We start from the raw sequence: 25,112 nt of genomic DNA on the forward strand, positions 1-25,112 counted from the left end.
TGATTGTGAGTTTCGGCTAAGATACGGTGGCTGGCTCTGCCGCTGCCGCGCTTTGTTCTTCGCTGTCGTCCTTCCAAGGCGCACGGGTGAGCTTCCAAACCTTGGTGGAGATCATGCGATCGATTTCCTTGAAGAAGTTGATCGCTCCCTTGAAGCCAGCGTATGGTCCTCCGTAGTCGTAGGAGTGGAGCTGCTTACAGGGGATTCCCATCTTCTCGATAACATACTTGTCCTTGATACCGGAGCCGATGACATCTGGCTTGTGCAGTTCGATAAGCTTTTCGAGCTCGTGAGCAGAGATGTCGTCGATAACCAAAGTATCCTTGGCCATCTGGCGCATCATGCCTTCGTAGTCGCTGAACTCGAAACCGCTCTCTTCCAGAGCGACTTTGCGCTCCTTGGTCTTGCGGAGGTTGAAGCGTTCGGGATCGGCTTCGATGTGGAGCTCTTCAATGTTACGGCTGTCAGCATCGATCTTGATGCTTGGGAGAACGTCGCGACCTTCGTAGTCGTCGCGGTGAGCGAACTCGTAACCAGCGGCGATGGTGGTCATTCCCATGTCGGAGAACAGGTCCTGGTAGTGGTGGGCACGGCTGCCACCCACGAAGAGGGCGGCTTTTTTGCCTTCGGTGCGCTGGCGCACGTCTTCAATAACGGGGCGGACGTCCGCCATTTCCATGGCGATTACTTCCTCTACGCGGTCGGTTAGTTCTTTTTCGTCGAAGTACTGTGCGATCTTGCGGAGAGACTTCTTGGTACCTTCGATACCTATGAAGTTAACCTTGAACCAAGGCATACCGAACTTGGTTTCCATCATCTCCGCCATGTAGTTGATGGAGCGGTGGCACATCACCACGTTTAAGTCGGCCTGGTGACAGTTACAGATTTCGTCGTAGCTTACTCCACCGGATAGAGTACCGATGATGTGGATACCACATAGGCGTAGGATACGGTCGATTTCCCAGGCGTCACCGCCGATATTGTATTCACCGAGGACGTTGATCTTGTACTTGGCTTCGACTGGAGTGTCGTCGAGTCCGATCATGTTTTTGAATACACCGTTGTTCGCGATGTGGTGACCGGCAGATTGGCTGACTCCCTTGTAGCCTTCACAAGAGAAACCGAAGATGTTGATGCCAAGCTTTTCCTTCATTTCGCGGCAAACCGAGTGGATGTCGTCACCGATGAGACCGACAGGGCAAGTGGCGTAGACGCTGATAGCTTTGGGCTTGAATTCGTCGTAGGCTTCTTGGATGGCCTGCTTGAGCTGCTTCTCTCCGCCGAAGACGATGTGGTCTTCCTGCATGTCGGTAGACATGGAGTACTGGAGGTAGTTTGTTTCCTCCGGGTGGCGGATTTTGCTCATATTGCGGCGAGAGAGCCAGCTGTACCAACCGCAACCGATAGGGCCGTGAGTGATGTGCAAGATGTCGTAGATAGGACCGATGACCACACCTTTACAACCGGCGTAAGAACATCCGCGCTGTGTTATGATACCTGGTACGGTACGGCTGTTGGCGCCGATGGCCTCCGGAGTTTCCGGAGTCTTGTTGACCAGCATTTGCTTAGCGCGCTTGCGTCTGGTCTTCTTGGGATAAATCTCGAGCATTTGCTCGCGGGTCTCTTCGGCGCTTGGTCCGGAGCCCATGGGAGAGTCGTTATTTGCAATTTCGTCTGACATGGTAATTGAAGGCTAATTGTATTCAGTTTGCGGCGACGATATGAGACTTATTGCGAGATATATCGCAGCGCGTAGGTACTTGGGATGAGAGGCGCGGCTTCTATAATAATGCTGCGCGGCGGATGGGGGACGGCGGCAGGGCGCCGCCGTCCGTGGTGGATCCGATCTGATACTGAGCTTTGAAAACTTAGTTGAAGAGGCCGTATTCCATGAGCAACGCTTCGAGTTCTTCGATCTCGAGCGGAGTTGGGATGACGGTCATTTCGTTCTTATCGATGTTCTTCGCGAGAGTGCGGTACTCGTTGGCTTGGTTGACGTCCTTGTTCCAGTCGATAACCGTCTTGCGGTTGATCTCGGCGCGTTGAACGTCGTTGTCGCGAGGTACGAAGTGAACCATCTGAGTGCCGAGGCGGCGGGCGAACTCTTCGATGAGGTCGCGTTCGCGGTCAACGTTACGGCTGTTGCAGATGAGGCCACCGAGGCGTACAACACCCGTTTCGGCGAACTTCATGATACCCTTACAAATGTTGTTGGCAGCGTACATCGCCATCATTTCGCCGGAGCAAACGATGTAGATTTCTTCCGCTTTACCTTCGCGGATTGGCATTGCGAATCCACCGCAAACAACGTCACCGAGTACATCGTAGAATACGTAGTCGAGCTCTTGCTCTTCGTCGTATGCTCCGAGTTGCTCGAGCATGTTGATGGAGGTGATGATACCGCGACCGGCACAGCCAACTCCTGGCTCAGGACCGCCAGACTCTACGCAGAGAGAGTTGCTGAATCCTTCGCTGCGGATATCTTCGAGTTCAACGTCTTCGCCTTCTTCGCGGAGCGTATCAAGAACTGAACGTTGAGCTAGGCCACCTAGGAGGAGGCGAGTGGAGTCTGCCTTCGGATCACAGCCTACGACCATGATCTTTTTGCCCATTTCTGCGAGAGCAGCTACGGTGTTTTGAGTGGTAGTGGATTTTCCAATACCCCCCTTGCCGTAGATAGCGATCTTGCGCATCTTTTTAACCGCTGTTTTTTCCGAGGTCGGTGCTTCCAATGTTGCTGACATGTTTTGTCTTTCGTTTGAGTTGAGGATGAAGTGATGTCTGCCCCAACCTAATCACGTCTTGTGCCAGCTCGTTTTTGGGTGCTTGTAAAGTACTGACAATCAGGGGAATAAAATATTTAAAATAGATTTTACTGAATTTAAGGCCCTGTTTTCGCCCCCCCAAAGCGTCCCGAAAATCCTACATAAACGTCGGATGTAGGACCGATTCCTACCTTTTTGTAGGATCGCTGGACTTAAGGAATTCTAATGTAGAATTTAGCTAAACTTAACATTTGCTGAACTCGCTGCTCTAATTATAGCATTCCCTATTTTAGGCACTCTTCCAGCTTGTCTAGGGGCATGAACGAGCATGCAAGTTGTAGCGTTGGATCGTGTTCCCTGGCCAAAGAAGGCCCGCCCCTCGCTTTGCTAAATACAGCTAACGGAATAAACTGCCGATCGGTGCAGGAGCTCGGCTTATTGTTTTCCGTTAGTCAGACACTCGAAAAAAGTTTAGACTTAGGGGATATCATCCGTCCGGCTTTGAATCGGTTGCGCAGTTTCCTGGGATTGAACCGTGGAAGTATCGCTATCCGAAATCGTGATACAGGCGGATTTCTTTTAGCGGAGGCCGTGGGACTGCAGGACGACGTATCGCCGGACATCTATTTGCAGTTCATCCGTCCCATCGTAGTGCGGACTATGGAGAAGGGCGATCCGGTGATCGTCCCGAAACTGGAGGAGTGGACTAAGGATAAGGATATAGAGAGCCACGTTCTTGAACCGCTGCTTATTGCGCAGGGGATCGGTCTGGTAAGCGTACCGCTACGTACGGATGACGAAGTCATCGGGGCTCTCAGTATCGAGTGTTCGAATTCAGGTAATGGCTGGGAGTCGACGGTACGAATTTTGACTATGATCGCTTCGATCGTCGCTCAGGCGGCTCGAGTGCGAAGGGATGCCGCAGAGCAACTTCAGAGTTTACGGGCGGAGAATGAGCGGCTGCAGGAGGAAATCGCCCATGGCTTTCGACCAAACAACATGATCGGCAATTCCAGCATCATGAAAACGGTCTATTACCACATCGAGCAGGTGGCCAACAGTTCGACATCGGTTTTGGTTCGTGGGGAAAGCGGCACCGGCAAGGAGCTGGTCGCGAAAGCGCTTCATGAAAAGAGCCCTCGCAAGAAGAAGCCGTTTGTGAAGTTCAATTGTGCCGCTTTGCCGGACTCCATCATCGAGAGCGAGCTCTTCGGTCATGAGAAGGGAGCCTTCACCGGGGCGCTCGCCATGCGCAAAGGGCGTTTCGAAGCCGCAGACGGAGGTACTATTTTCTTGGATGAGATTGGTGACATTTCGCAATCCACCCAGATTAAGCTCCTTCGTGTTCTTCAGGAACGGGAGTTCGAACGAGTTGGCAGCCAGGAGACCCGTCGCGTCGATGTGCGCGTGGTTGCAGCTACCAGTCGGAACCTCGAAGAGATGATCGAAGAGGGGGCTTTCCGTGAGGACCTTTATTACCGCTTAAACGTTTTTCCCATCTACATGCCGCCGTTGCGGGAGCGCAAATGCGACATCCTCATGCTAGCCGATCACTTTATCGATAAATTTTCGAAGCGTCTGGGCCAGAAGCGGACTCGCATCTCTTCTGCTGCCATAGACATGCTGGTGAGCTATCACTGGGCCGGAAACGTCCGCGAGCTGGAGAATTGTATCGAACGCGCGGTGCTGCTGGCGAAGGGGCAGAGTATCAAGGCTCACCATCTTCCACCGACGCTGCAGAAGAAAACTAAGGCGGAATCGTCCGAGGTCGCGACTTTGGAGGATGCGGTGCAAGCTCTGGAGCGCGAAATGATCGTGGATGCGCTGAAGGAGACCGGGAGCAATTTGGCGGAAGCTGCCCGACGCTTGGGCATCACGGAGAGAAAAGCGGGTCTTCGCGTCAAGAAATACGGTATCGACTTGGCTCGCTTCAAAAATTGAGGCCCTGCGGCCAGCCCCTTATCCGGACCTCCTTTTCGAGTTGCAGATCGATGAGGGCGGACTTGTGATGCGGGGATGAGCGCAAGCCCCGAGATCAAGAACGACAAGTCAGCTTTGCCCGACGAGCACGGGCGTTTTGGCCAGTTTGGAGGAAGTTATGTTCCCGAAACTCTTGTCACCGCACTAGAGGACCTGACCAAAGAGTACGAGGCTGCCAAAAAGGATCCTGAGTTTCAGAAGGAGCTAGCCTTTTACCTCAAGGAATTCGCGGGACGCCCCACTGGTTTGTACTACGCTGAAAGGCTGACCGAAGAACTCGGCGGGGCTAAGATCTATCTGAAGCGGGAAGACTTGCTGCATACTGGAGCCCATAAGATCAACAACGCCATCGGGCAGGCTCTGCTGGCTAAACGGATGGGCAAAAAACGAGTGATCGCGGAGACGGGAGCCGGCCAACACGGGGTGGCTACTGCAACCGTTTGCGCCCGTTTCGGACTCGAGTGTGTGGTTTATATGGGGGCGGTCGACATGGAGCGGCAGAAGCTCAACGTTTTCCGGATGCGCCTTTGCGGAGCGGAAGTTCGTGGCGTGGAAAGCGGACAAAAGACTCTGAAGGACGCGGTGAACGAGGCGATGCGCGATTGGGTGACTAATGTTCGCGACACGCACTATATTTTAGGTTCGGCCCTGGGCGCCCACCCATACCCCATGATGGTGCGCGATTTTCACAAGATAATCGGCGAGGAGACTCGAAAGGAAATCCTGGAAAAGGAAGGCCGGCTCCCCGACGAATTGGTAGCTTGTGTGGGAGGCGGAAGTAATGCTATCGGCCTATTCTATGATTTTCTCGATGAAGAGGGCATTCGCATGGTGGGAGTGGAAGCCGGGGGTCGCGGCATCAAGCTCGGCGAGCATGCGGCCCGTTTCGAGGGAGGTCGCCTCGGAGTGCTGCAAGGATCGAAGACTTACATTTTGCAGAACCCGGACGGGCAAATCGAGTTGACCCATTCTATCTCTGCGGGCCTCGACTATGCAGCTATCGGACCGGAGCACGCCTATTATCGAGACACGGGACGAATTGATTACGCCTATGCAACCGACGAGGCTGTGCTAGAGGCTTTCAAGACGCTGAGTCGCACGGAAGGGATTATCCCTGCCTTGGAGTCCAGCCACGCGATCGCTTACGTACTCAAACGAGCTCCAGAAATGGATAAGGATAAGATCATCGTGATGAGTCTAAGTGGCCGTGGAGATAAGGATGTGAGCCAAGTTGCCCAAATGCTTGGCGCTGATGTTTAGTTTTCTGGCAATCGTATCATGAATAGCATGACAGGATTTGGCCGCTGCGAAGTGGCAAAGGACGGGGTAGTTGTTTCGCTACGCGTAAGCTCGGTCAACCGTAAGAATTTGGAAGTGGTATGCTCGCTGCCCAAAGAACTTCAGCAGCTTGAACGCAAGGTGCAGGAGAAGGTTCGAGCGGTCGCGGCTCGTGGACGTTTCCAGTTTTCTTTAGACGTTCGCCAGCAAGGTAGCAGCAGCGTCGGCCTGCCTACCGACGAGCAGATCGATTCGGTCTTGGAGCGTCTCAAGTCGATCGCAGAGCGGCATGGGGCTAGTTTCGTAGTAGATGCGGACCTACTTGTGCAGGTGTCGCGGCTGCTAGAGAAAGAGGATGCGGGTCTTCCAGAGAAAACGGCGGAGGCACTTTTGTTTCAAGCTGTGGATACCGCTTTGCAGGAGTTGGTGACTATGCGTGAAAAAGAAGGCGAGGCCCTGAAGGCAGATCTCGAATCACGTGGTCAAACCCTGAAATCCTTAGTGGATCAAGTACGGGAGCAAGCTCCTGGCATGGTGGACAAGTATCGTGAGAATCTTTTGGCTCGCTTGGAACAAGGAGGTTTGGAGGTCGATATCAATGACGACCGCGTTTTGCGGGAGATCGCCCTTTTTGCAGATCGTTGCGATATCTCCGAAGAGATTACCCGACTCGACAGCCACTTGGAACAGTTCGTTGAGCTTATCAATAAGGGTGAGCCTGTCGGACGTCCACTGGAGTTTCTTCTGCAAGAGGTCGGTCGAGAGATAAACACCAGTGGAAGCAAGGCTACCTCGATTGAAGTGTCGCGCTTGGTGCTAGAATTGAAGAACGAGCTTGAGCGGATACGCGAGCAGGTTGCTAACGTCGAATAGTCGTCGCGAAAAGACGAATACGATTCGTTGAAACCTAGGCTTTGTCCTCTTGTTTCAGAGGGTTTGATGGGGCGTTCTCCTCAAGAGAGTCACTGCTCTCGGCTTCATCGCCGCTATTCTCTGCTGCGTTGAATACCGCTTCTTCGTTTTCCTTCTGGATTTCCTCTGGTGTCTTTTCGTTGGATCGAAAAGAGAAGATTATATACAAAGCCACTCCTACCGTGATTCCTGAGTCGGCGATGTTAAAACTGGGGAAGTAGTAATCCCCATAATGGAAATCTAGGAAATCTATGACTTTCTGAATACGAATCCGATCGATCATGTTTCCGATGATTCCGCCAATGATAAGTCCGTAGCTCAGCTGGATTTTTGGCAGATGAAGCTCTAGGGCCTTTCGGAAAAAGAAGAGAAGGCCGAGGGCTAGGAATCCGACCGCGGTGAGTGGCCAGATGTGGCCGGAAAACATGGACCACGCTGCTCCGGTATTGGTGACCCAGACGATGTTGAAGAAGCCCGGTATGACTTCTATGCTCTCAGGCGGGAAGAAGGCTCCCTCGTAGGGGAGCGTGTTTACTACCCAGAGTTTAGTGGCTTGGTCTAGAAGCAAAACGGCTGCTGCCAAGGTGAGCAGCAGCCTGTATTTGGAAAACTTTGACACGCGGTGCGTGGTTTAGTTGTCGTCGTCGTCCGATCCGTAGTTGAGTGAATCCTCGGATGAGGCGTCGGCGAAAACTCCACCAGATTGAGCGCGTGTGCGGAAGGTGTTCTTCTCGATTTGCTCTTGGGTCTTCATGGAGTAGCGAGTGAACGGTACGGCCATGAGTCGCTCATCACGAATCTGTTTGCCGGTCATTTCGCAGAAACCGTAGGTACCGTCGAAAATGCGATCGATGGCAGCTTCGATTTCCTGAAGCGCATCTTGCTCGGATGAAACCATGCTCAAGGCGAAGTCGCGGTCGAAGGTGTCGGTACCCGCGTCGGCCATGTGCTGGCTGTATCCTGAAAGGTCACCCGCATCGTCCTTGCTGGAGCGCTTGAGTGTTTCTTCCGTGTGAGCGCTAAGTCCGTGCTTAACGTGGTCGCGTAGCTGAACGAGCAGGTCGTAGAATTTCTTGTACTTGGCGGGAACGTCGGAAGCGTCGCGTTTCTTGGTCTTGGCAGCGGGAGCTGCGGGGTTGTAACCCAAGATATCAGCGAGCGATGCGGCCCCAAAGCTTTGCTTTTGCTTTTTGGCCTCCGCTTCTTCGATCGCTTTGCGGGCTTTTTCCTTGGCTGCGATGTCGGCTCTCTCCTTCGCTTCGTCTTCGCCGCGAGTGCTGGCAATCGCGAGGGCGTCGTCTAGAGAGAAGCCGCTAGCGGCTGCTGACTTTTTTCCGTTCTTTTTTGCTGCTTTTGCTGGAGTCTTAGAGGCTACTTTCTTGGCCGCTTTTTTAGCAGGTGTCTTCTTATCAGGCATGTGTAATCAGGCTTTTATTAAGGCTTGGTCGCAGCGTGAGCATGTGTGCTCGTTGTCGGTTCCGTTGTTAAGTTTGGATTCCCATCTCCAGCAGCGAGGGCAGCGGCCTCCGCTTGCTTTTTCCGCAGAGATCTCGACCTCGGCACTTGAGTTGGCGACGAGTTTGACCTCCGAAACGATGAGTAGTTCTTCGAGAAAATGTGTATAGCGCTCCAGAAGGAGAAAACTTTCGCTCTTCGCATCGCCCGAAAGGGTGACAAACGCATCAAGGGAGCGTCCGATTTCGCCCGCGGAGCGAAGGGCCTCCAGTTTTTCGTTAACCTGATCGCGGAATGCGAACAAGGCTACGAAGTCTTCCGCAAGCTTAGCGCTCTGCCAGCTTTTGGCTTCCGAAGGCCAATCCTGCAGGACAAGCGAGTCTTCGCTGAAGTCTTCACCTGTGGTGAAATAGGACCAAGCTTCATCCGTAGTGAACGGGATGATTGGGCCCATGATGCGCACCAGCGTCTTGAAGATGTGGTAGATGGCAGTCTGTGACGAGCGTCTTAGTGGAGCGTCGGCCGCCAAGGTGTACAGTCTATCCTTTAGGATGTCGTGGTACAGCGAGGAAAGGGTGACTGAGGCGAAGTGGTTGCAGAGCTGGTAGACCTTGTGAAACTCGTAGTTGTCGTAGGCTTTCTCAGTCGCTTCAGCGAGCTCGCCGACCTTGTGTACCGCCCAACGATCCAGTTCGTGGAGCTCTTCGATTTGCAGGGCATCCTTTTCGAAATCGAAGTCGTAAAGATTCGAGAGCTGGAAGCGGAAGGTATTGCGGAAGAGACGGTATGCATCTCCCACTCCTCCAAGGATTTGCTCCGAAATCCCGATATCGTTTCTGAAGTCGGTAGAAGCCACCCAGAGGCGAACTACGTCGGAGCCGAACTTGTTCATGTAGTGCATCAAGGTCATGGCTCCATCGCTCTTGGAGAGCTTAGATCCGTCTTGGTTCACTAGGAAGCCGTGGGTGAGGATGCTCTTATAGGGAGCTCCGCCAGCTCGGATGACACCGGTCCAGAGGGATGATTGGAACCATCCGCGATGCTGGTCGCTGCCTTCGAGGTAAAGATCACAAGGCCATTTCAGCTCCTCGCGTGCCTTCAGCACCGCGAAATGGCTGGAGCCAGAGTCGATCCAGACGTCTAGGGTGTCGGTTCCCGCCTTTAGGGTTTTGCCTTTCCAGGATTCCGGGAGGTCGACTCCCTCTAGGAGTTCCTCAACGCTAGAAGTATACCAGAGGTTCGTACCAGCTGTGGAAACCTTGTCGGCAATCGCTTTGATCACGCCGGCGTCCATGTAGGCTTCGCCTTCTTCGTCGTAAAAGGCGGGAATCGGCACGCCCCATGAGCGTTGGCGGCTGATGCACCAGTCAGGGCGGGCTTCGACGTTGGCGGTGATACGCTTTTGGCCCCAATCTGGGATCCATTTCACCTTTTCGATGGCGGAAATGGCGTTTTGGCGGGTGCCATTCTTGTCGATGGCTACGAACCATTGATCGACCGCTCTGAAAATGACTGGGGTCTTGGAGCGCCAGCAGTGCGGGTAGCTGTGCTTGATGTTTTTCTTCTTAAGAAGGGCGCCCGCTTCATCGAGAGCCTTGAGCACCTTGCCGTTGGCGGGGACCCAGCCTTTTTCTTCAAGTACGGATTCGCCAACTAGAAATTCAGGAATTTGCCCGTCGTCGGCGTACTTACCCTCGTCGTTGACTGGACAATAGACATCCAAGCCGTACTTGAGACCTGTCATGTAGTCTTCTTGACCATGACCCGGGGCGGTATGGACGCAGCCTGTTCCGGATTCTGTGGTGACGTACTCGGCGAGAACCACTGGGCTGGGACGATCGATGAACGGGTGCTGGGGCTGTTCGCCTTCTAGCTCCTCGCCGCGAACCTCGTGCACTATCTTCCAGTCTTCGAGACCCAGGTCCTCGGCGAACTTTTCAGCCAAATCCTTGGCGACGATGTGCACTTTTTCGCCGGTATCGACGAATGCGTAAGTGAGGCGAGGGTGTACTGCGACCGCGAGGTTAGCGGGAATCGTCCAAGGCGTGGTGGTCCAGATGACGATGGAAAGTGGTTTTTCGATGCCGAACTTAGCTTTTTCGGCGATATCGAAGGCGACCCAGATCGAGGGACTTGTGTGTTCCTTGTACTCGATTTCGGCTTCCGCCAGTGCGGTAGCGCAGGGGATCGACCAGTAGACAGGCTTTTTGCTGCGATAGACGAGGTCCTGCTCCACGAAAGAGGCTAGGGTGCGGAGGATCTCCGCTTCGTAGGCTGGATTTTTGGTTTTGTACTCGTTTTCCCAGTCTCCCAAGACGCCAAGGCGCTTGAACTGAGAGCGTTGCACGTCGATCCAGTGTTCGGAAAAGGCGTCGCACTTGTCGCGAAGTTCGGCAGTCGGGAGGTCTTTACCTTCCGCCTGCAGTTCCTTGGTGACCTTGTGTTCGATGGGGAGTCCGTGGCAGTCCCAGCCAGGAATGTAGGGCGTGCTGAATCCTTGGGCGGCCTTGTAGCGGAGAACGATCTCCTTCAAGGTTTTGTTCAGGGCATGCCCGAGGTGGAGCTCGCCATTTGTAAACGGAGGACCGTCATGCAGGAGGAAAGTAGGTTTGCCCGCGTTCTTGTCCTGCAGTTTCCCGTACAGTCCAATCTTGTCCCAGTGTTCGACTCGAGCGGGTTCCCGCTTGCCGAGGTTGGCCCTCATAGGGAAGGCTGTTTTGGGAAGATTCAGGGTATCTTTATAGTTATCCGACATGCCCGTTTTTAGGAATGCGCGGATACTGGCCAAGGGGTCGCGCGTGTCAAGGATTGACGAAAATCGATTTGTTGGAGGGAAACTGGTAGGTTTTGGCAGATTTGCGGCACGTTTAAAATCCGACTGCGGTTCGGATGCTTTGGTAGAGTTGATGGGTGTTTTCCGGCACAATCCGGTCGATGACGATGGAGGGAGCGTAATTTGGCTCTATGTCGAGGTGCAGGCCGTCCTCTGTACCCGGGGCGACAAAGTCGTCGATGAAATCCATCCCGCCTCGAGCTTTGAGCCAGCTGTAGTAGAGGTCGACTTGATCGCTTTCGATCAGGATGTTGGTTTGGAGCCTTAGGCTGCAGATCAGCGTAAGATCTCTGAAAGATGAAAACCATGTCGGAGGATTGAGGAGCTCGTCTCTGAAAATGATGATCATAAGGCGGTAATCTATTCCGGGTTAACGCTTCGCCGCCTACTCAGCCTGAAGCGCGCCATTTTGCCTTTTTCGGGCGATCGGAGAATGGGTTTGCTTTCTAGGGGGGGATTTGCCCAATGTGCTGCCCTTTTTTCCAAGAGCTATGAAACGAACACATCATTGCGGCCAACTTCGCTCCGGCGACGTTGGAAAATCGGTAGCGCTGATCGGCTGGGTGGACTCCATCCGCGATCACGGCGGCATTCTCTTTATCGACCTAAGAGACCGCGAAGGCCTGACTCAGGTGAAGGCCAATCCGAATAGCGATGACGCGAATTTCAATGCGGCCATCAACAGCCTCAAGCCGGAGTCCGTAGTCGAGTTTCACGGCGAAGTGGAAGCGAGAGCTGAAGGTACCACTAACCCGAAGATGCCAACTGGCGAGATCGAGGTGCAGGTCAAGGAAGTGGTTGTTCATAACATCTCCGAGACTCCGCCATTCCCGATCGACGATGAGAAGGGCGACAAGGTCAACGAGGACATGCGCTTGCGCTACCGTTACCTAGACTTGCGTCGCAACAAGATGAACAAGGTGGTTCGTCTTCGTCACGCGACTTCGCGTTCCATCCGCGACTACATGGATACCAATGGTTTCGTGGACGTGGAAACGCCGATTCTTTTTAAGAGCACTCCGGAAGGGGCTCGCGAGTATTTGGTGCCTAGCCGTATCAACCCAGGCGAATTCTACGCCCTTCCTCAGTCTCCGCAGCAATTTAAGCAGATGCTCATGGTGGCGGGTGTGGAGCGCTACTACCAGGTCGCGCGTTGCTTCCGCGACGAGGACTTGCGCGCGGACCGCCAGATGGAGTTCACCCAGCTAGATATCGAGCTCTCCTTCATCGATCGCGAGGACATGTACGAGCTGATCGAAGGTTTGATGAAGCAAATCTGGAAGGACGTTCTGGATGTTGATTTGCCGACTCCGTTCGCCCGTATGTCTTTCTACGATGCGATGAACCGCTTCGGTGTGGACAAACCGGATACACGTTTCGGGCTCGAGATTCAGGATTTCTCCGAAACCTTTGCCAATTCCTCTTTCAAGGTATTCCAGGCAACGGTGGCTAAGGGCGGAGTCGTCAAGGCTTTCAAGGCACCGACTTTGGCTGACGTCACTCAGGGCGAGATGAAGAATCTCGAAGAGACTGCCAAATCGCTCGGAGCGAAAGGCTTGGCTTTCATCAAGGTAGGTGCCGAGGGCGAGTGGAAGTCTCCGATCGTAAAGTTCTTCTCGGATGAAGAGAAGGCAGCTCTCAGCGAGCGTCTCGAGCTCGAAGAGGGTGATATCGTTTTCTTCGCGGCCTCCGAGTGGGAGCAGGCTTGCGCGATCCTGGGACGCACCCGTTTGCTCTGTGGTGATTTGCTCAAGAAGCGTGGACGTTTGGAAATTGCTCCCGATCAGTTCAACTTCCTGTGGGTGATTGAATTCCCTCTCATGTCTTACGACGAGGAACGTGGTGGCTTCGCGGCTACGCACCATCCATTCACGGCTCCAGTCCCTGAGGACGTGCAGTATCTCGATAGCGATCCGAAGCGTGTTCGCGGCCAGCACTACGACTTGGTGCTCAATGGTGTCGAATTGGGTGGCGGTTCGATCCGTATCCACCAGACCGCAGTGCAAAAGAAGGTTTTCGAGGATGTACTCAAGATTCCTGAGGATGTGGTCAAGGAGCGCTTTGGCTATATGTTGGAAGCCTTCAAGTACGGAGCTCCGCCGCACGGCGGCATCGCTTTCGGCTTGGACCGCCTCGTCATGATCTTGGCTGGATTGAGTAGCATTCGTGACGTAATCGCCTTCCCGAAGACTCAAAAGGGGCAGTGTTTGATGACCGATAGCCCAACGCCGGTCACCGAGAAGCAGCTCAAGGATTTGCACATCGATACAACCGTTCTTTCCGATGAGGATTGACGGATCTAGCCCCCGTTGGAGCTATTGAATTAAGACCTTATTTCATGGAGGGCCGCTCATTTTCGAGCGGCTCTTTTTTTGTCCGGTTACATTTGAGCGCCCACTTGTTTGGAGCGCGTAATTAAATCCTGAACAATGGGTGTTTCTATAAATAATATTCATAGACCCAAGCAGTTCGCTTACGATTTCTTAACGTTTGAAAGCTGATGGCACGCCAGTTGCTTGATCGGACCGGTCTCGAAGCTGCGATCCCGCAGCCTGTTTTCCTGAATAACAATCGATAGATCCACATGAAAAAACTCCTTCATCGAATCCCTGGACTTTCGCTACTCGCAATCTTGGCGGTAGTGAGTCTGGAACTAACGCCAGCGATGGCTTTGACCGGCGACGAAGCCGCTGCAAAGTCGTTCTTTGACCTCAGTAACTTGTGGATCCTGATATCCGCGGCTTTGGTTTTCATCATGCACCTTGGTTTCTCTTGTGTTGAAACCGGTCTGACTCAGTCCAAGAACACCGTTAACATCCTCTTCAAGAATCTCTTCATCGTAACGATGGGTGTTCTGACCTACGCTCTGTGGGGCTTCAATTCGATGTACCCAGGTGACTTCAATGGCTTCTTCGCTGTTGGTTCGCCAATCGCAAACGCGTTGGACTACGGCGATCCTTCCACGATGACTGCCGAATACGCTGACTACACGATCTGGAGTGACTTCGTATTCCAGGCAATGTTCGCCGCAACTGCTGCGACGATCGTTTCCGGTGCGGTTGCTGAGCGCGTTAAGCTCACTACTTTCATGATCTTTGCGACTCTGCTCGTGATGTTCCTCTACCCGATCACTGGTTCCTGGAAGTGGGGCGGTGGCTGGCTCGACGGTAAGGGCTTCTACGACTTCGCAGGTTCTTCCCTCGTTCACGCTTTTGGTGGTTTCGCAGCACTCGCTTGCGTACTCGTACTTGGACCTCGTAAGGGCAAGTACACTTCCGACGGCAAGATCAAGCCGATCTTGGGCCACAGCATGCCTCTCGCTGCTATCGGTGTGTTCCTTCTTTTCCTCGGATGGTTTGGATTCAACGGCGGTTCCGTACTCAGCGCCGACGCGGCTCTCGTTTCTCTCGTTTTCGTAACCACCACTATCGCAGCTTGTGCGGGTGCAATGGGCGCGATCTTCACTTCTTGGGTTGTTCTCAAGAAGCCTGACCTCTCTATGGGACTGAACGGTGTTCTCGCCGGCCTCGTTGGTATCACCGCTGGCGCAGACCAAATGGGACCTTGGAGCGCTGCGATCGTCGGCCTTATCGCTGGTGTGCTCGTAGTTTTCTCGATCGTTTTCTTCGATAAGATCAAGATCGACGACCCTGTTGGCGCGATCTCCGTACACGGTATTTGTGGTATGTGGGGAACCGTCGCGGTAGGTATCTTCGGTGTCGCTGCTGGCGAGCCTGAGTCCTACAGCTTCATCTGGCAGTTGATCGGTACGATCTCCGTATCCGCCTTCGCTTTCATAACCTCTTTCGTACTGTTCTTCATCTTGAAGGCTGTAATGGGAGTACGGGTATCCGAAGAAGAAGAATTCGGTGGCCTCGACGTCGGAGAGCATGGTCAGGAAGCATATCCTGACTTCTCAGTCTCTTCCCGCTAAGGGAATCTGTAAGGTTAAGAAGGACATTTACTTGCATAAAGTAACTCAATCCGTACTAAATATATAACCCTCAATAATTTTTCCCTATGAAACTAGTAGTAGCCATTATCAAGCCCTTCAAATTGGAAGAGGTTAAAGAAGCGCTCTCGGAAATCGGCATCGAAGGTATGACCGTAACCGAGGTGAAGGGTTTCGGACGCCAAAAGGGTCACACCGAAATCTACCGTGGTAGCGAGTATACCGTGGACTTCCTGCCAAAGGTGAAGGTCGAGATCGCTGTACCGGACGATGTCGTTTCTAAGGCGGCTGAAGCGATCGTTAAGTCTGCTAAGACTGGCAAGATCGGTGACGGTAAGGTTTTCGTGGTACCTCTCGAAGAGGCTATCCGCATCCGTACCGACGAAGCAGGCGACGCAGCCCTCTAGGTTTAGCTAAAGGCTTAAATCTTTTTCTAGCCGATCCTCCGCATGGAGGGTCGGCTTTTTTTTGCTCCGGAGGAGATGTTGAGAGAAGGCAGAAAAGGGGGGGGGCTTATCCTTTAACTGCGATGTTTCGGCCTTTTTAAAGGGCAAGGTTGGAGTTGAACGAGTCGCTTCTCTACGGCCTATTCTCTAGTGGTCGGTGCGTGATGGGCAGCTTGAGCCTCAGCCTTGTGGCTCCTACTCTAGTGTGCCCACCGCTTCTATGCCCTGAAAATTTCAGGGAGCTGACTTCAGAATCCAGCCTGATGGGTGGTGCCAGCGGACTGCTGAGTGCCTCTCTGGCTTTATCTCTATCGGGGTTATGGCCTCACTCAGGCGGACGGCATCCATTGTGAGTCGAAGTGTTCCAGGAAAGGTGTCTGGGTTCTATTTCACGATTTGTTCGCCTAGGCGGCCAATCCCTTGGCCTTGTTGCGAAGCTGGCGGATGTCCAAGGGGAGTTGGAGTCCGGAGTTTTTTTCCAGCGCTTCCAGGACAAATAGGTTCGCCCTGAGGCGTTCTGCCTCGCCGCTTTGGCTGGCGATGCGGCTCCTGCGGATCGCTTCACCGGCTCTCACCGCGAGGTTGAGGGCGATTTGCTGGTCGCGTGTCAAGGGGGAGGCTTCGACGACCAGTTTTTCCGCTTCGTCGGTTAGGTTCAGATAGAGATCGAAAAGGTGTTTCTTCAGCTCTTCACCAGACAGCTGATCTTGTTCTGGCGTGTAGTACGCAATGGCTTGTTTGAAGGTGTCTGGGTGGATGACCGAGACGTATTGCACCGTGTTGACGTGCTGGATGAAGCGAAAAATCCGCAGGGAGTTGGGGAGCTCTGCTAGCATAAGAACCATGTATAGCAGATAGAATATGGTTAGCAGAAGTTTCGCTCCTACAATCAGCGTCACTGCCAACAGGAGGATGTTTAAAAACAAGCCGGTGAAAAGTACGATGATAGCCAGTACACAGCGATCGAATTGGCGGGCGAAGGGAACTGGAAAAGGCTTCAATACCTTCAGATCGTAATAGCGAGCAGGGACGTCCCCGTAGACGATTCCGAGAAGGTAGAGGATCAGGGGAAGGAACAGCATGGGCCACAGCCAACCGCCGGTCTCGTTAATACCGCCGCGATAGTACTCGAAGAGAGTGCCACCAAACAATGCGGCTACCGCAAGCAACATCGCCTTTTTCCAAGGCGTGATGTGAATAGGGTCTGGCTTTGGCTCTACTTCTGCGGACATGTGTTGGATTCAGGAACTCGTTGGACATGTTATAAGAGGGGGGCTCTTTCAAGCAGAACTTGATCCAATTCCGAATTGGCTACCGCTTTAATGGCCTGAGGCCAAGGCGGTGTCATTCCTAAGGTCAGGAATGGTGGACGGGAAGGGACTCGAACCCCCGACCTACTGGGTGTAAACCAGTTGCTCTAACCAACTGAGCTACCCGTCCGATGGGAAAGGCCGCAAATAAGAATCTGCTAATGCCCCTTGGCAAGGCAAAATTTGAGAAAAACAAATATCTTTGCACATGCTCCTTGCATGCCGAGTAGTGGTTCGGTAAGAAGGCGCCCTTTTTTTAATCCTGATCCTGAATGCGACACACCATCTCCGTACTCGTTGAAAACAAATTTGGCGTTCTTGCCCGCATCGCTGGCCTATTTAGCGGCCGCGGTTTCAACATCGACACGCTCAACGTGGCTCCGACTCACGATCCTGAGTTGTCTCGTGTGACAGCTGTGGTGCGAGGGGATGACGCGGTGCTGGATCAGATCACCAAGCAACTGAAGAAGTTGATCAACGTAGTCGAAGTTCACGACTTCCAGACCGGTCAGGCCGTTTCCCGGGAGCTCGTCCTGGTTAAGCTGAAAACTGACTCTGGCAACCGTGCCGAGATCATTCAAATTTGCGAGTTGTTCCGCGCTAAGATTATCAGTGTCAATCACGCTGACGTGGTAGCGGAAATCACGGGTGACGAAGGCAAGATCGAAGCTTTCCTCGGCCTGGTGGAAGACTTTGGCATCATTGAGTTGGGCCGCACGGGCAACCTCGCCATGGAGCGCTAGCTCAAACGGCTCGCACTCATTCCGTAAAACGAACTTTCCCAAGTTATGATCAAGCCCGCTAAGGAGTTTGTCGTAGCGACTCGGAAGAGTCCTTTGGCCATGGCACAGGCCTACCTCGCCAAGGAATTATTCGAGCGAGGAATGCCTGAGGCTATCTTCCGTATAGAGAAGATGGTAACAACTGGGGACAAACGCCAAGAGTGGTCCCTTGAGAAACAGGGTGGGAAGGGGCTTTTTACCAAAGAGCTGGAAGACGCGTTGCTCGAAGGACGGGCGGATTTCGCGGTGCACAGCGCCAAGGATCTGCCATCCGAAATGCCAGAAGGGCTTTCGTTGGCCGGCTTTTTGCCGCGTCAAACCTGCGAGGATGTTCTGATCCTTCGTGACGGAGTCGAAACCCCTGAGCGAATTGCAACAAGCAGTCCGCGTCGCAGAATCCAGCTTCGCTATCTGTTTCCCAAAGCGGAATTTTGCGAGATCCGCGGAAACGTGGACACGCGCTTGAACAAGATCGCTCGCGGTGATGCGGATGCCACGGTTCTCGCTTCTGCGGGTCTAAACCGTCTCGGTATCGAGTCTTGGGAGGGCGTGACCTTCCGCACTTTGAGTTTGGACGAATGTGTTCCGGCTGTGGGACAGGCGGCGGTCGCTATCCAATGTCGCACCGAGGATGTTGACGTTTTTAGACCGCATCTTGATGAGGAAACGGCAGTAGCGGTCAATTTGGAGCGAGCTTTCCTCGAGGAATTAGGGGGAGGTTGCCAAGTTGCCTTTGCGGTGAATTACCACGGGGGCCTTTTGCGAATCTATCATCAGCAATGCGGAAAGGAGTCTCGAGAGCTTCCGGAAGAGTACGTGGCGAGCCATTCCCGCAAAATTGCCATCAAGCTTATCGAACAACTCGAGCTCAAGGATGCCTAAGGGAATCGTCTATCTTGTCGGAGCGGGGCCGGGTAATCCCGATTTGCTCACGGTACGGGCGAGGCAGTTGATCGAATCGGCCGAGGTACTCGTCTACGACTATCTCGTCCACCCAGCTTTCACGCACCTGCTCCCGGATGATTGCGAGCAGATTTGCGTCGGAAAACGCAAAGGCTTCCATTCCAAGAAGCAGGAGGAAATCCAAGAAATCCTTTTGGCAAAAGCGGCTGAAGGGAAGCGAGTGGTTCGCCTCAAGGGGGGCGACCCTTTTCTGTTTGGCCGCGGGGGAGAGGAGGCAATGGCTTTGGCTGAAGCTGGCATCGAATTCGAGATAGTCCCAGGTATCACCTCTGCGATGGGCGCGGCCGCTTACAGTGGAATCCCGCTAACCAATCGAAGCACGAACGCTACCTTGGTTTTTGTAACGGGACACGAGAATCCAGAGAAGTTGGATACAACTGTTGATTGGGAGAATTTGCCCAAGAAGGACTCTACTATCTGCATCTACATGGGAGTCGCTAATCTCGACCGGATTAGTGAGCGATTAATGGCGGGTGGATTTTTACCTGAAACCCCGACCGCTTGCGTAGAGTGGGCCACTATGGGGCATCAACGGGTTTGTCGTGGAAGTTTGGGTACGATTGCCCAAGAATCGAAATCGTTCGGACTCAAGGCTCCGGCGATCATAATCGTAGGAGAAACTGCTGCTATGAGTGAAGATTTGTCATGGTTTGAGAACAAGCCCCTGCAGGGGCGAAAATTAGTGGTCACCCGCAGTAAAGGCCAAGCTAGCGAGTTGAGCTCGATGCTTGAAAAAACGGGTGCCGAGGTGATCGGCCTTCCTCTGATATCGATCACAGGCGCGGTGAAGCCCGAGGTTGCGGACGAGATATTCGCGGAAATTGCTTCCTATGATTGGCTGGTCTTTTCTAGCCCGAATGGGGTTCGCTATTTCTTCGAAGCGTTTTTCCAAAAGTTCGAGGACATCCGTTCCCTAGGATTTTTGCGAATTGCTGCAGTTGGGAAATCTACAGCCAAGGAGATTAAAAAGTATTTTGTCTCCACAGATCTGATACCGAAGGAAGCCAATGCGGAGAGCTTGGCAGAGGCTTTGGTTGAAACCGATAGCCTTGATAGCGCTAAGGTATTGGTAGTGGCTGGAAATCTCGGCCGCGACGTTCTTATCGACAAGCTGGAAGAGGCAAGGGCGATCGTGGATCGCTTCGAAGTCTACAAGACTGAACAGACGGATTTGAGCGAAAATCCATCGGCTAAAATGTTTCGCGAGCAAGGGGCGGATGGCATTCTCTTTACCAGCTCTTCGGGTGTCCGATCGTTCATCGACCAAGCGAAGTATTTGCAGCTATCACCGGACGCTCTGCGGCCCAAGACAGTGAGCATCGGACCAATCACCTCCGCTACAATGAAGCAGATTGGCATGCCGGTGGATATTGAAGCCAAAGAAGCGAGTCTCGATAGTCTAGTAGACGCTGTCGTAAAGCGTTTCGGCAAGTAGGGCCGATGGGCCGTGTGACTGTCGCTGAAGTGCGATCCCGTTACGGTCATTTTCGGCTGTACCGGTATTTACGGACGAGCATGGCCAATAGAAGATGGATAAGCTAAACGTTTTCCCTTAATGGCTAGCTTATGATTAATGGAATCCAGTTCAAAGTTTGCGGTTTGACGCGGGCTCGCGATGCGCAAGCTGCGGCTGAAGCCGGGGCTGATTATCTAGGTTTCATATTCTATCCAAAGTCGCCTCGTCGGATCGATTTGGATCGCTACAAGTCAATCCAGCCGCGTTTGCCAGAGGTTCCCAAAGTGGCGGTTACGGTGGCCCCGGATTTGTACACGCTCTCCCAATTGGAAGGCGCTGGCTTTGATTTTTTCCAAATTCACTTCCCGATCGGTCTGAGCGAGGAAGTGGAAGCCTGGTCCAAGCTGGTGGGCAAAGAGCGACTCTGGCTGGCTCCAAAACTACCACCGTCGGTCGCGTTCAATGAGGACTTGCTCAAGTATGCCGACACTATCCTTTGGGATGCCTTCAAACAGGACAAGGACACTTATGGCGGGACCGGCTCGACGAGTGATTGGAACGCTTTCCGAGAAGCCAAGGCAAACTATCCGGAGACCAAGTGGATTCTAGCGGGTGGCATTTCGCCTGAAAACGCTATCGAAGCGTTGAGGGAAACCGGAGCGGACTGCCTCGATTTCAACAGTTCTTTGGAAATTGAGCCCGGGATAAAGGATCTTGAACGAATTTCGCAGGTCAGAGTCTTACTGAGCGAGGTAGACTAGGGAATGTACCCATCTTTTTGGGTGGAGTTTCATTCTCAGTTCAACTTTTATCCTATTTTACAACCTTCGCCCCGACGACGCATGCCAAAATCTTTCACTATCAAATCGTTCCTTCTTGTTCCATTTGTAGCCGTTAGCCTTTTCGCCAACGAGCCAGAGGAGGTGTCGCCGTTGGTAGAGTCAGAGCAAGAGCCTGCGGAGGCTCCAGCAGCTCCGTCCGGGAAGGCGGTAGTGGGTACCAAGTCCTTTGATGCGGAAACTGTGAATGAGCTTTTCAGCGAGTATAAGGCTGAAAACGAGCGCCGAGCTGAAGAATTCGCTCCACACATGAACATGGACGATTTGGAAGTGATCGAGCTCGGCCCAGTCAATGCCCAGGCTTACGAAGTGCGTAATCTCGACTTGCTCATCGAAAAGCTCGACCCGCAACCTCGCCGCCGCCTCGAGCGACTCGCGGAGCTGGATCCAGTCGCTGCTGCGAACATCCGAGTGACTGCTCGTGCCGAGGAACGCTTTTTCTCAGGAGAAAACGATTACGGTTCTGACGTAAACGCTGGCTCCACTGCCAACGTGGATTTCCGCAAGGTCGGAACGGCTCTCTCCAACGTATTCTCCAAAGCGAAGGAATCCGTACGCGAGCAGAAGGTTACGGATGATCAATCCGAGCTGCCGACTGAAGAGAGGTAGTTGAGAATCTACCCTTCGACTAAATTTCTAACATGATAAAGGCGTCCTCTTGGGGACGCCTTTTTCGTTGGGAGAATGATTAGAATTTCAGATTGCTGAGGTCGGGCATACCGCCTCCACCCATGCCACCCATTTGGCTCGGGTCCATGCCGCTGGCTTTCATTTGCTTCATCATCTTCTTCATGTTGCCTGCCTTTTTGCCGCCACCTTGCATCTTCTTCATCATCTTTTTCATCTGCATGTGCTGCTTGATGAGCTGATTGACCTCGGCCAGCTTGGTGCCGGAACCGCGGGCAATGCGGGTGCGACGGCTGGAGTTGAGCAACTGAGGCTTGCGGCGCTCTAGCTTGGTCATGGAGAGGATGATCGCCTCGCTGCGCTTCATCTGGCTCTCCGCCTTGTCGTCCATATTCATGCTGCCGGCTAGTTTTCCCATGCCGGGAAGCATGCCCATGATAGAGGACATGGAGCCGAGCTTCTTGATTTGCTTAAACTGGTTGAGCATGTCCTCGAAATTGAATTCGCCGGACATCATACGCTCCGCCATGTTGGCCGCATCCTTTTCGTCGATCGTTTCCTGAGCCTTTTCAACCAGCGAAACCACGTCGCCCATGCCGAGAATTCGGCTGGCCATACGGTCTGGGTGGAACACGTCGAATTCGTCGAGCTTCTCGCCCGTACCCGCAAACTTGATGGGCACGTTCGTGATCTCCTTCATGGAGAGGGCGGCACCGCCTCGAGCGTCGCCGTCGAGCTTGGTCATGACGATACCCGTTAGCTGAACGGCTTCGTTGAAGGTCTTTGCTACGTTTACCGCCTCCTGACCAATCGCGCCGTCCACCACGAGGAGAACTTCATCAGGATTTACGCGACGCTTCAGCTCCTTGATTTCTTCGATGAGCTGCTCGTCGATCTGCAAACGGCCCGCGGTATCGAAGATAATCAGGTCATCCCCAGAGGCCCGGGCTACCGATAGGCCTTCTTCGCCGATAGCCGGAACATCCGGCGTACCGCGTTTGGCAAAGCAGGGTACCTCGATCTGTCGGGCGACGGTTTCGAGCTGGTCGATGGCGGCGGGACGATAGACGTCACAAGCTACGAGGTGCGGCTTGTAGCCATCCTTTTTTAAGGCCTTGGCGAGCTTTGCGGTGGTGGTGGTCTTACCGCCGCCTTGCAAGCCGACCATCATGATCTTGAGCGGCTTTTTCTTGGAAAGTTCGGTCGAGCCCTCGCCGAGCAGGGCGGTTAGCTCGTCGTTGATGATCTTGATGATCTGTTGACCGGGAGTGACAGTCTTCAGGACGTCTTGCCCGACGCATTTCTCTTTGACGCGTTCTATGAAAGAGCGGGCGACCTTGAAATGCACGTCGGCGGAAAGCAGGGCGGCGCGTACTTCCTTGAGCGCCTCGGCCATGTTTTCCTCGGAAAGCTTGGCGGTGCCCCGCAGGTGGCGCATCGCGTTGGTGAGCTTATCTGTCAGGCTTTCGAACATAAGTGTGTGAAGTTGGCGCGAGAGTCTCCTAGCGTAAAGCCTGCTTCTCGCGAAAAATGCCGTGCAGATTCTCGAACCGCAGATTGGAGGGGCGAGGACTGTCCAAAACTCGCATTGTGATCAGTTTTTTGGGGTGCTCGGAGCGGCCAAAGGCTGCCTAAATTTCGAGCTGGCAGTCTGCGAGGAATGATGCACAGTCCCTCGCAATTATGAACAAGGTACTCAAGCTGCTATCAGAAGGAGAGCGACTCAATGAACGGCAAATGGCCGAAATCCTCGGCATGTCCGTGGAAGAGATCGAGGCTCAGCTGAAGGCGTTGAAGGATGCGGGCATCCTTCTCGGCTGGATCCCCGTGTTCAATCCTGACAAGGATGATTCCCTGGCTGTTCGTGCCGCGATCGAGGTGAAGATCACTCCCGAGCGCGACGGAGGCTTCAACCGTTTGGCCCAGCGCATCAGCCGTTTCGACGAAGTCGAATCCTGCTATCTCATGTCTGGTGGCTACGATCTGCACGTGGTGGTGAAGGGCTCTTCGCTGCACAAGGTAGCCAGTTTCGTTTCCGAGAGACTCTCAACAATCGAGGGTGTTCTCTCTACCGCTACCCACTTCATGCTGCGAGCCTACAAGGAGCAAGGTTACCTGATCGAGCAGCCAGCGGAAGACAAGGCGCGTCTCGACGTGACGCCGTAGCGGGGAACGAACATACAATTCGAATCCTTCCGAGCGGTCGCGACTTTTGTCACGCCGCTTTTCGAGTTTTTATATACAAGCAATTTCTGAATACAAAGCCGCAGCAAGCGGCTCTTCCCATAAAACCAAAAATACAATGTCTGAAGATCAAAACCGTTTTATCGCCGATCATGTTATCGGACTCCCGCGTTCGGGAATCCGCGACTTCTTCGAGCTGGTGGCGGCGATGAAGGACGTCATCTCGCTGGGAATCGGCGAGCCGGACTTCACCACCCCCTGGCACATACGCGAGGCGGCGATCTACGCATTGGAGAAGGGCCGCACTCACTACACTTCGAACCTCGGCTTGATCGAGCTTCGTCGCGAAATCGCGAACTACGTAGGTCGCAACTTCGGTTTGGAATACAATCCGCACAACGAAGTGTTGGTAACGGTGGGAGTTTCCGAAGCCATGGATATCGCACTTCGCGCGGTGCTGAATCCGGGCGACAAGGTACTTTATCAGGACCCTTGTTTCGTTTCCTATCACCCGACTGTAATGTTGGCTCACGGAGTCGGAATTGCTATCAAGACGGAAGCTGCCTCAGGATTTACCTTGAAGGCGGAAGAGGTGAAAAGGTCATGGGAGCCCGGTTGTAAGGTGCTGATGATCAATCTGCCTTGTAATCCGACCGGCGGTGTGGCTGAGCGCAAGGAGCTCGAAGAGATCGCCAAGTTCGCGGTCGAGAAGGACATGCTAGTCATCAGCGACGAGATTTACGCTGAAATGACTTACGAAGGTGAGCACGTGAGTATCGGGATTTTCCCAGGCATGCGCGAACGTACTATCTTCTTGCACGGTTTTTCCAAAGGCTGGGCCATGACGGGATGGCGTTTGGGCTACGCCTGCGCTCCTGCTCCATTGACCGAAGCGATGATGAAAGTGCACCAATATTCCATGATGTGTGCTTCCATCGTAGCTCAGGATGCGGGCGTGGAAGCTTTGCGTAATGGAGACGAGGCGGTGAAGAAAATGCGTCAGGCCTACCAGCGCCGTCGCGACCTCGTAGTGCGTCGCTTTAACGAGATCGGTCTGACTTGTCACAAGCCAAACGCGACATTCTACGCCTTCCCGAATATCACCTCAACGGGCTTGGATTCCAAAACTTTCGCCAAGCGTTTGCTTGAAGAAGAGCGAGTGGCGATGGTGCCTGGTACGGCTTTTGGCCAATACGGAGAGGGCTTCGTTCGTTGCAGTTTCGCTACCGGCTACGATCAGATCGTGGAGGCGTGCAATCGCATCGAACGCTTCGTCAACAACTGCAAGTAATTTAAGTTAACCACAAAACGCTTAGAATTCACAAAATGA

General features: G+C 53.4%; 21 protein-coding genes and 1 tRNA gene. 13 read left to right on the top strand and 9 right to left on the bottom strand.

Going from position 1 to position 25,112, the window contains the following annotated elements:
- Positions 1-16 precede the first annotated feature (16 nt).
- Together nifD and nifH are read right to left on the bottom strand one after the other, a co-directional pair.
- On the bottom strand, positions 17-1,681 hold the full coding sequence (gene nifD / locus H5P27_RS09035) for a nitrogenase molybdenum-iron protein alpha chain (protein WP_246462584.1): 1,665 nt from the start codon (positions 1,679-1,681) through the stop codon (positions 17-19).
- 187 nt (positions 1,682-1,868) lie between these two features.
- Positions 1,869-2,693, bottom strand: a complete 825-nt coding sequence (gene nifH / locus H5P27_RS09040; RefSeq protein WP_185660179.1) for a nitrogenase iron protein — start codon at positions 2,691-2,693, stop codon at positions 1,869-1,871.
- 390 nt (positions 2,694-3,083) lie between these two features.
- Here nifH and H5P27_RS09045 point away from each other — a divergent pair, with 390 nt between their 5' ends.
- The 3 genes from H5P27_RS09045 (at position 3,084) to H5P27_RS09055 (ending at position 6,896) form a co-directional block, all read left to right on the top strand.
- The gene (locus H5P27_RS09045) at positions 3,084-4,706 is read left to right on the top strand and encodes a sigma-54-dependent Fis family transcriptional regulator (protein ID WP_185660081.1); all 1,623 of its coding nucleotides are present in this window, start codon (positions 3,084-3,086) and stop codon (positions 4,704-4,706) included.
- Positions 4,707-4,781: 75 nt separating this feature from the next.
- Positions 4,782-6,005 carry a tryptophan synthase subunit beta gene (gene trpB, locus H5P27_RS09050; RefSeq protein WP_185660082.1) on the top strand — a complete coding sequence of 408 codons (1,224 nt, stop codon included), beginning with the start codon at positions 4,782-4,784 and terminating at the stop codon, positions 6,003-6,005.
- Positions 6,006-6,023: 18 nt separating this feature from the next.
- Positions 6,024-6,896, top strand: coding sequence for a YicC/YloC family endoribonuclease (locus H5P27_RS09055; RefSeq protein WP_185660083.1), 873 nt, complete (start codon positions 6,024-6,026; stop codon positions 6,894-6,896).
- A 34-nt stretch (positions 6,897-6,930) separates the two neighbouring features.
- Here the strand turns inward: H5P27_RS09055 and lspA are convergent, their stop codons facing one another.
- The 4 genes from lspA to H5P27_RS09075 all read right to left on the bottom strand — a co-directional run bounded on the left by lspA (position 6,931) and on the right by H5P27_RS09075 (position 11,572).
- On the bottom strand, positions 6,931-7,554 hold the full coding sequence (gene lspA, locus H5P27_RS09060) for a signal peptidase II (protein WP_185660084.1): 624 nt from the start codon (positions 7,552-7,554) through the stop codon (positions 6,931-6,933).
- A 12-nt stretch (positions 7,555-7,566) separates the two neighbouring features.
- Positions 7,567-8,352, bottom strand: a complete 786-nt coding sequence (locus tag H5P27_RS09065) for a TraR/DksA family transcriptional regulator (protein ID WP_185660085.1) — start codon at positions 8,350-8,352, stop codon at positions 7,567-7,569.
- Between the two features lie 6 nt (positions 8,353-8,358).
- Complete coding sequence (gene ileS / locus H5P27_RS09070) at positions 8,359-11,145, bottom strand: isoleucine--tRNA ligase (protein WP_185660086.1); 2,787 nt, start codon at positions 11,143-11,145, stop codon at positions 8,359-8,361.
- A 112-nt stretch (positions 11,146-11,257) separates the two neighbouring features.
- Positions 11,258-11,572, bottom strand: a complete 315-nt coding sequence (locus tag H5P27_RS09075; RefSeq protein ID WP_185660087.1) for a hypothetical protein — start codon at positions 11,570-11,572, stop codon at positions 11,258-11,260.
- 142 nt (positions 11,573-11,714) lie between these two features.
- Between H5P27_RS09075 and aspS the strand changes: the two genes are divergently transcribed.
- The 3 genes from aspS (at position 11,715) to H5P27_RS09090 (ending at position 15,582) form a co-directional block, all read left to right on the top strand.
- The gene (gene aspS / locus H5P27_RS09080) at positions 11,715-13,517 is read left to right on the top strand and encodes an aspartate--tRNA ligase (protein WP_185660088.1); all 1,803 of its coding nucleotides are present in this window, start codon (positions 11,715-11,717) and stop codon (positions 13,515-13,517) included.
- Positions 13,518-13,807: 290 nt separating this feature from the next.
- Positions 13,808-15,157: an ammonium transporter gene (locus tag H5P27_RS09085; RefSeq protein ID WP_185660089.1), complete on the top strand. Its 1,350-nt coding sequence runs from the start codon at positions 13,808-13,810 to the stop codon at positions 15,155-15,157.
- Positions 15,158-15,243: 86 nt separating this feature from the next.
- Positions 15,244-15,582, top strand: coding sequence for a P-II family nitrogen regulator (locus H5P27_RS09090; protein WP_185660090.1), 339 nt, complete (start codon positions 15,244-15,246; stop codon positions 15,580-15,582).
- 443 nt (positions 15,583-16,025) lie between these two features.
- Here H5P27_RS09090 and H5P27_RS09095 read toward each other — a convergent pair whose 3' ends face one another.
- Together H5P27_RS09095 and H5P27_RS09100 are read right to left on the bottom strand one after the other, a co-directional pair.
- Positions 16,026-16,853 carry a hypothetical protein gene (locus H5P27_RS09095; protein WP_185660091.1) on the bottom strand — a complete coding sequence of 276 codons (828 nt, stop codon included), beginning with the start codon at positions 16,851-16,853 and terminating at the stop codon, positions 16,026-16,028.
- Between the two features lie 131 nt (positions 16,854-16,984).
- Positions 16,985-17,061 (bottom strand) — tRNA-Val (locus H5P27_RS09100).
- Positions 17,062-17,203: 142 nt separating this feature from the next.
- Here H5P27_RS09100 and ilvN point away from each other — a divergent pair.
- The 5 genes from ilvN to H5P27_RS09125 all read left to right on the top strand — a co-directional run bounded on the left by ilvN (position 17,204) and on the right by H5P27_RS09125 (position 21,580).
- Complete coding sequence (ilvN, locus tag H5P27_RS09105; RefSeq protein WP_185660092.1) at positions 17,204-17,674, top strand: acetolactate synthase small subunit; 471 nt, start codon at positions 17,204-17,206, stop codon at positions 17,672-17,674.
- A gap of 45 nt (positions 17,675-17,719) precedes the next feature.
- Entirely contained in the window at positions 17,720-18,595 is an 876-nt protein-coding gene (gene hemC / locus H5P27_RS09110) for a hydroxymethylbilane synthase (protein ID WP_185660093.1), read from the top strand.
- Positions 18,588-20,111, top strand: a complete 1,524-nt coding sequence (gene cobA, locus H5P27_RS09115; RefSeq protein WP_185660094.1) for a uroporphyrinogen-III C-methyltransferase — start codon at positions 18,588-18,590, stop codon at positions 20,109-20,111. Before hemC ends, cobA begins: the two co-directional genes overlap by 8 nt.
- Positions 20,112-20,242: 131 nt before the next feature.
- A complete protein-coding gene (locus tag H5P27_RS09120) occupies positions 20,243-20,893 on the top strand; it encodes a phosphoribosylanthranilate isomerase (RefSeq protein ID WP_185660095.1) in 651 nt (216 codons plus the stop codon).
- Between the two features lie 81 nt (positions 20,894-20,974).
- Positions 20,975-21,580, top strand: a complete 606-nt coding sequence (locus H5P27_RS09125; protein ID WP_185660096.1) for a hypothetical protein — start codon at positions 20,975-20,977, stop codon at positions 21,578-21,580.
- Positions 21,581-21,659: 79 nt separating this feature from the next.
- Here H5P27_RS09125 and ffh read toward each other — a convergent pair whose 3' ends face one another.
- The gene (gene ffh, locus H5P27_RS09130) at positions 21,660-23,072 is read right to left on the bottom strand and encodes a signal recognition particle protein (protein WP_185660097.1); all 1,413 of its coding nucleotides are present in this window, start codon (positions 23,070-23,072) and stop codon (positions 21,660-21,662) included.
- A 209-nt stretch (positions 23,073-23,281) separates the two neighbouring features.
- Between ffh and H5P27_RS09135 the strand changes: the two genes are divergently transcribed.
- Together H5P27_RS09135 and H5P27_RS09140 are read left to right on the top strand one after the other, a co-directional pair.
- Positions 23,282-23,764, top strand: a complete 483-nt coding sequence (locus H5P27_RS09135) for an Lrp/AsnC family transcriptional regulator (RefSeq protein WP_185660098.1) — start codon at positions 23,282-23,284, stop codon at positions 23,762-23,764.
- 136 nt (positions 23,765-23,900) lie between these two features.
- Positions 23,901-25,073, top strand: a complete 1,173-nt coding sequence (locus H5P27_RS09140; protein WP_185660099.1) for an aminotransferase class I/II-fold pyridoxal phosphate-dependent enzyme — start codon at positions 23,901-23,903, stop codon at positions 25,071-25,073.
- Positions 25,074-25,112: the final 39 nt, after the last annotated feature.

The organism is Pelagicoccus albus (genome assembly GCF_014230145.1).
Classification (GTDB): Bacteria; Verrucomicrobiota; Verrucomicrobiia; order Opitutales; family Opitutaceae; genus Pelagicoccus; species Pelagicoccus albus.

Excerpts from the sequence above, each read along its gene's own strand:
- nifD (WP_246462584.1), bottom strand. The coding sequence starts at position 1,681 with ATGTCAGACGAAATTGCAAATAACGACTCTCCCATGGGCTCCGGACCA.
- nifH (WP_185660179.1), bottom strand. The coding sequence starts at position 2,693 with ATGCGCAAGATCGCTATCTACGGCAAGGGGGGTATTGGAAAATCCACT.
- H5P27_RS09045 (WP_185660081.1), top strand. The coding sequence starts at position 3,084 with ATGAACGAGCATGCAAGTTGTAGCGTTGGATCGTGTTCCCTGGCCAAA.
- trpB (WP_185660082.1), top strand. The coding sequence starts at position 4,782 with ATGAGCGCAAGCCCCGAGATCAAGAACGACAAGTCAGCTTTGCCCGAC.
- H5P27_RS09055 (WP_185660083.1), top strand. The coding sequence starts at position 6,024 with ATGAATAGCATGACAGGATTTGGCCGCTGCGAAGTGGCAAAGGACGGG.
- H5P27_RS09065 (WP_185660085.1), bottom strand. The coding sequence starts at position 8,352 with ATGCCTGATAAGAAGACACCTGCTAAAAAAGCGGCCAAGAAAGTAGCC.
- ileS (WP_185660086.1), bottom strand. The coding sequence starts at position 11,145 with ATGTCGGATAACTATAAAGATACCCTGAATCTTCCCAAAACAGCCTTC.
- H5P27_RS09075 (WP_185660087.1), bottom strand. The coding sequence starts at position 11,572 with ATGATCATCATTTTCAGAGACGAGCTCCTCAATCCTCCGACATGGTTT.
- aspS (WP_185660088.1), top strand. The coding sequence starts at position 11,715 with ATGAAACGAACACATCATTGCGGCCAACTTCGCTCCGGCGACGTTGGA.
- H5P27_RS09085 (WP_185660089.1), top strand. The coding sequence starts at position 13,808 with ATGAAAAAACTCCTTCATCGAATCCCTGGACTTTCGCTACTCGCAATC.
- H5P27_RS09090 (WP_185660090.1), top strand. The coding sequence starts at position 15,244 with ATGAAACTAGTAGTAGCCATTATCAAGCCCTTCAAATTGGAAGAGGTT.
- H5P27_RS09095 (WP_185660091.1), bottom strand. The coding sequence starts at position 16,853 with ATGTCCGCAGAAGTAGAGCCAAAGCCAGACCCTATTCACATCACGCCT.
- ilvN (WP_185660092.1), top strand. The coding sequence starts at position 17,204 with ATGCGACACACCATCTCCGTACTCGTTGAAAACAAATTTGGCGTTCTT.
- hemC (WP_185660093.1), top strand. The coding sequence starts at position 17,720 with ATGATCAAGCCCGCTAAGGAGTTTGTCGTAGCGACTCGGAAGAGTCCT.
- cobA (WP_185660094.1), top strand. The coding sequence starts at position 18,588 with ATGCCTAAGGGAATCGTCTATCTTGTCGGAGCGGGGCCGGGTAATCCC.
- H5P27_RS09120 (WP_185660095.1), top strand. The coding sequence starts at position 20,243 with ATGATTAATGGAATCCAGTTCAAAGTTTGCGGTTTGACGCGGGCTCGC.
- H5P27_RS09125 (WP_185660096.1), top strand. The coding sequence starts at position 20,975 with ATGCCAAAATCTTTCACTATCAAATCGTTCCTTCTTGTTCCATTTGTA.
- ffh (WP_185660097.1), bottom strand. The coding sequence starts at position 23,072 with ATGTTCGAAAGCCTGACAGATAAGCTCACCAACGCGATGCGCCACCTG.
- H5P27_RS09135 (WP_185660098.1), top strand. The coding sequence starts at position 23,282 with ATGAACAAGGTACTCAAGCTGCTATCAGAAGGAGAGCGACTCAATGAA.
- H5P27_RS09140 (WP_185660099.1), top strand. The coding sequence starts at position 23,901 with ATGTCTGAAGATCAAAACCGTTTTATCGCCGATCATGTTATCGGACTC.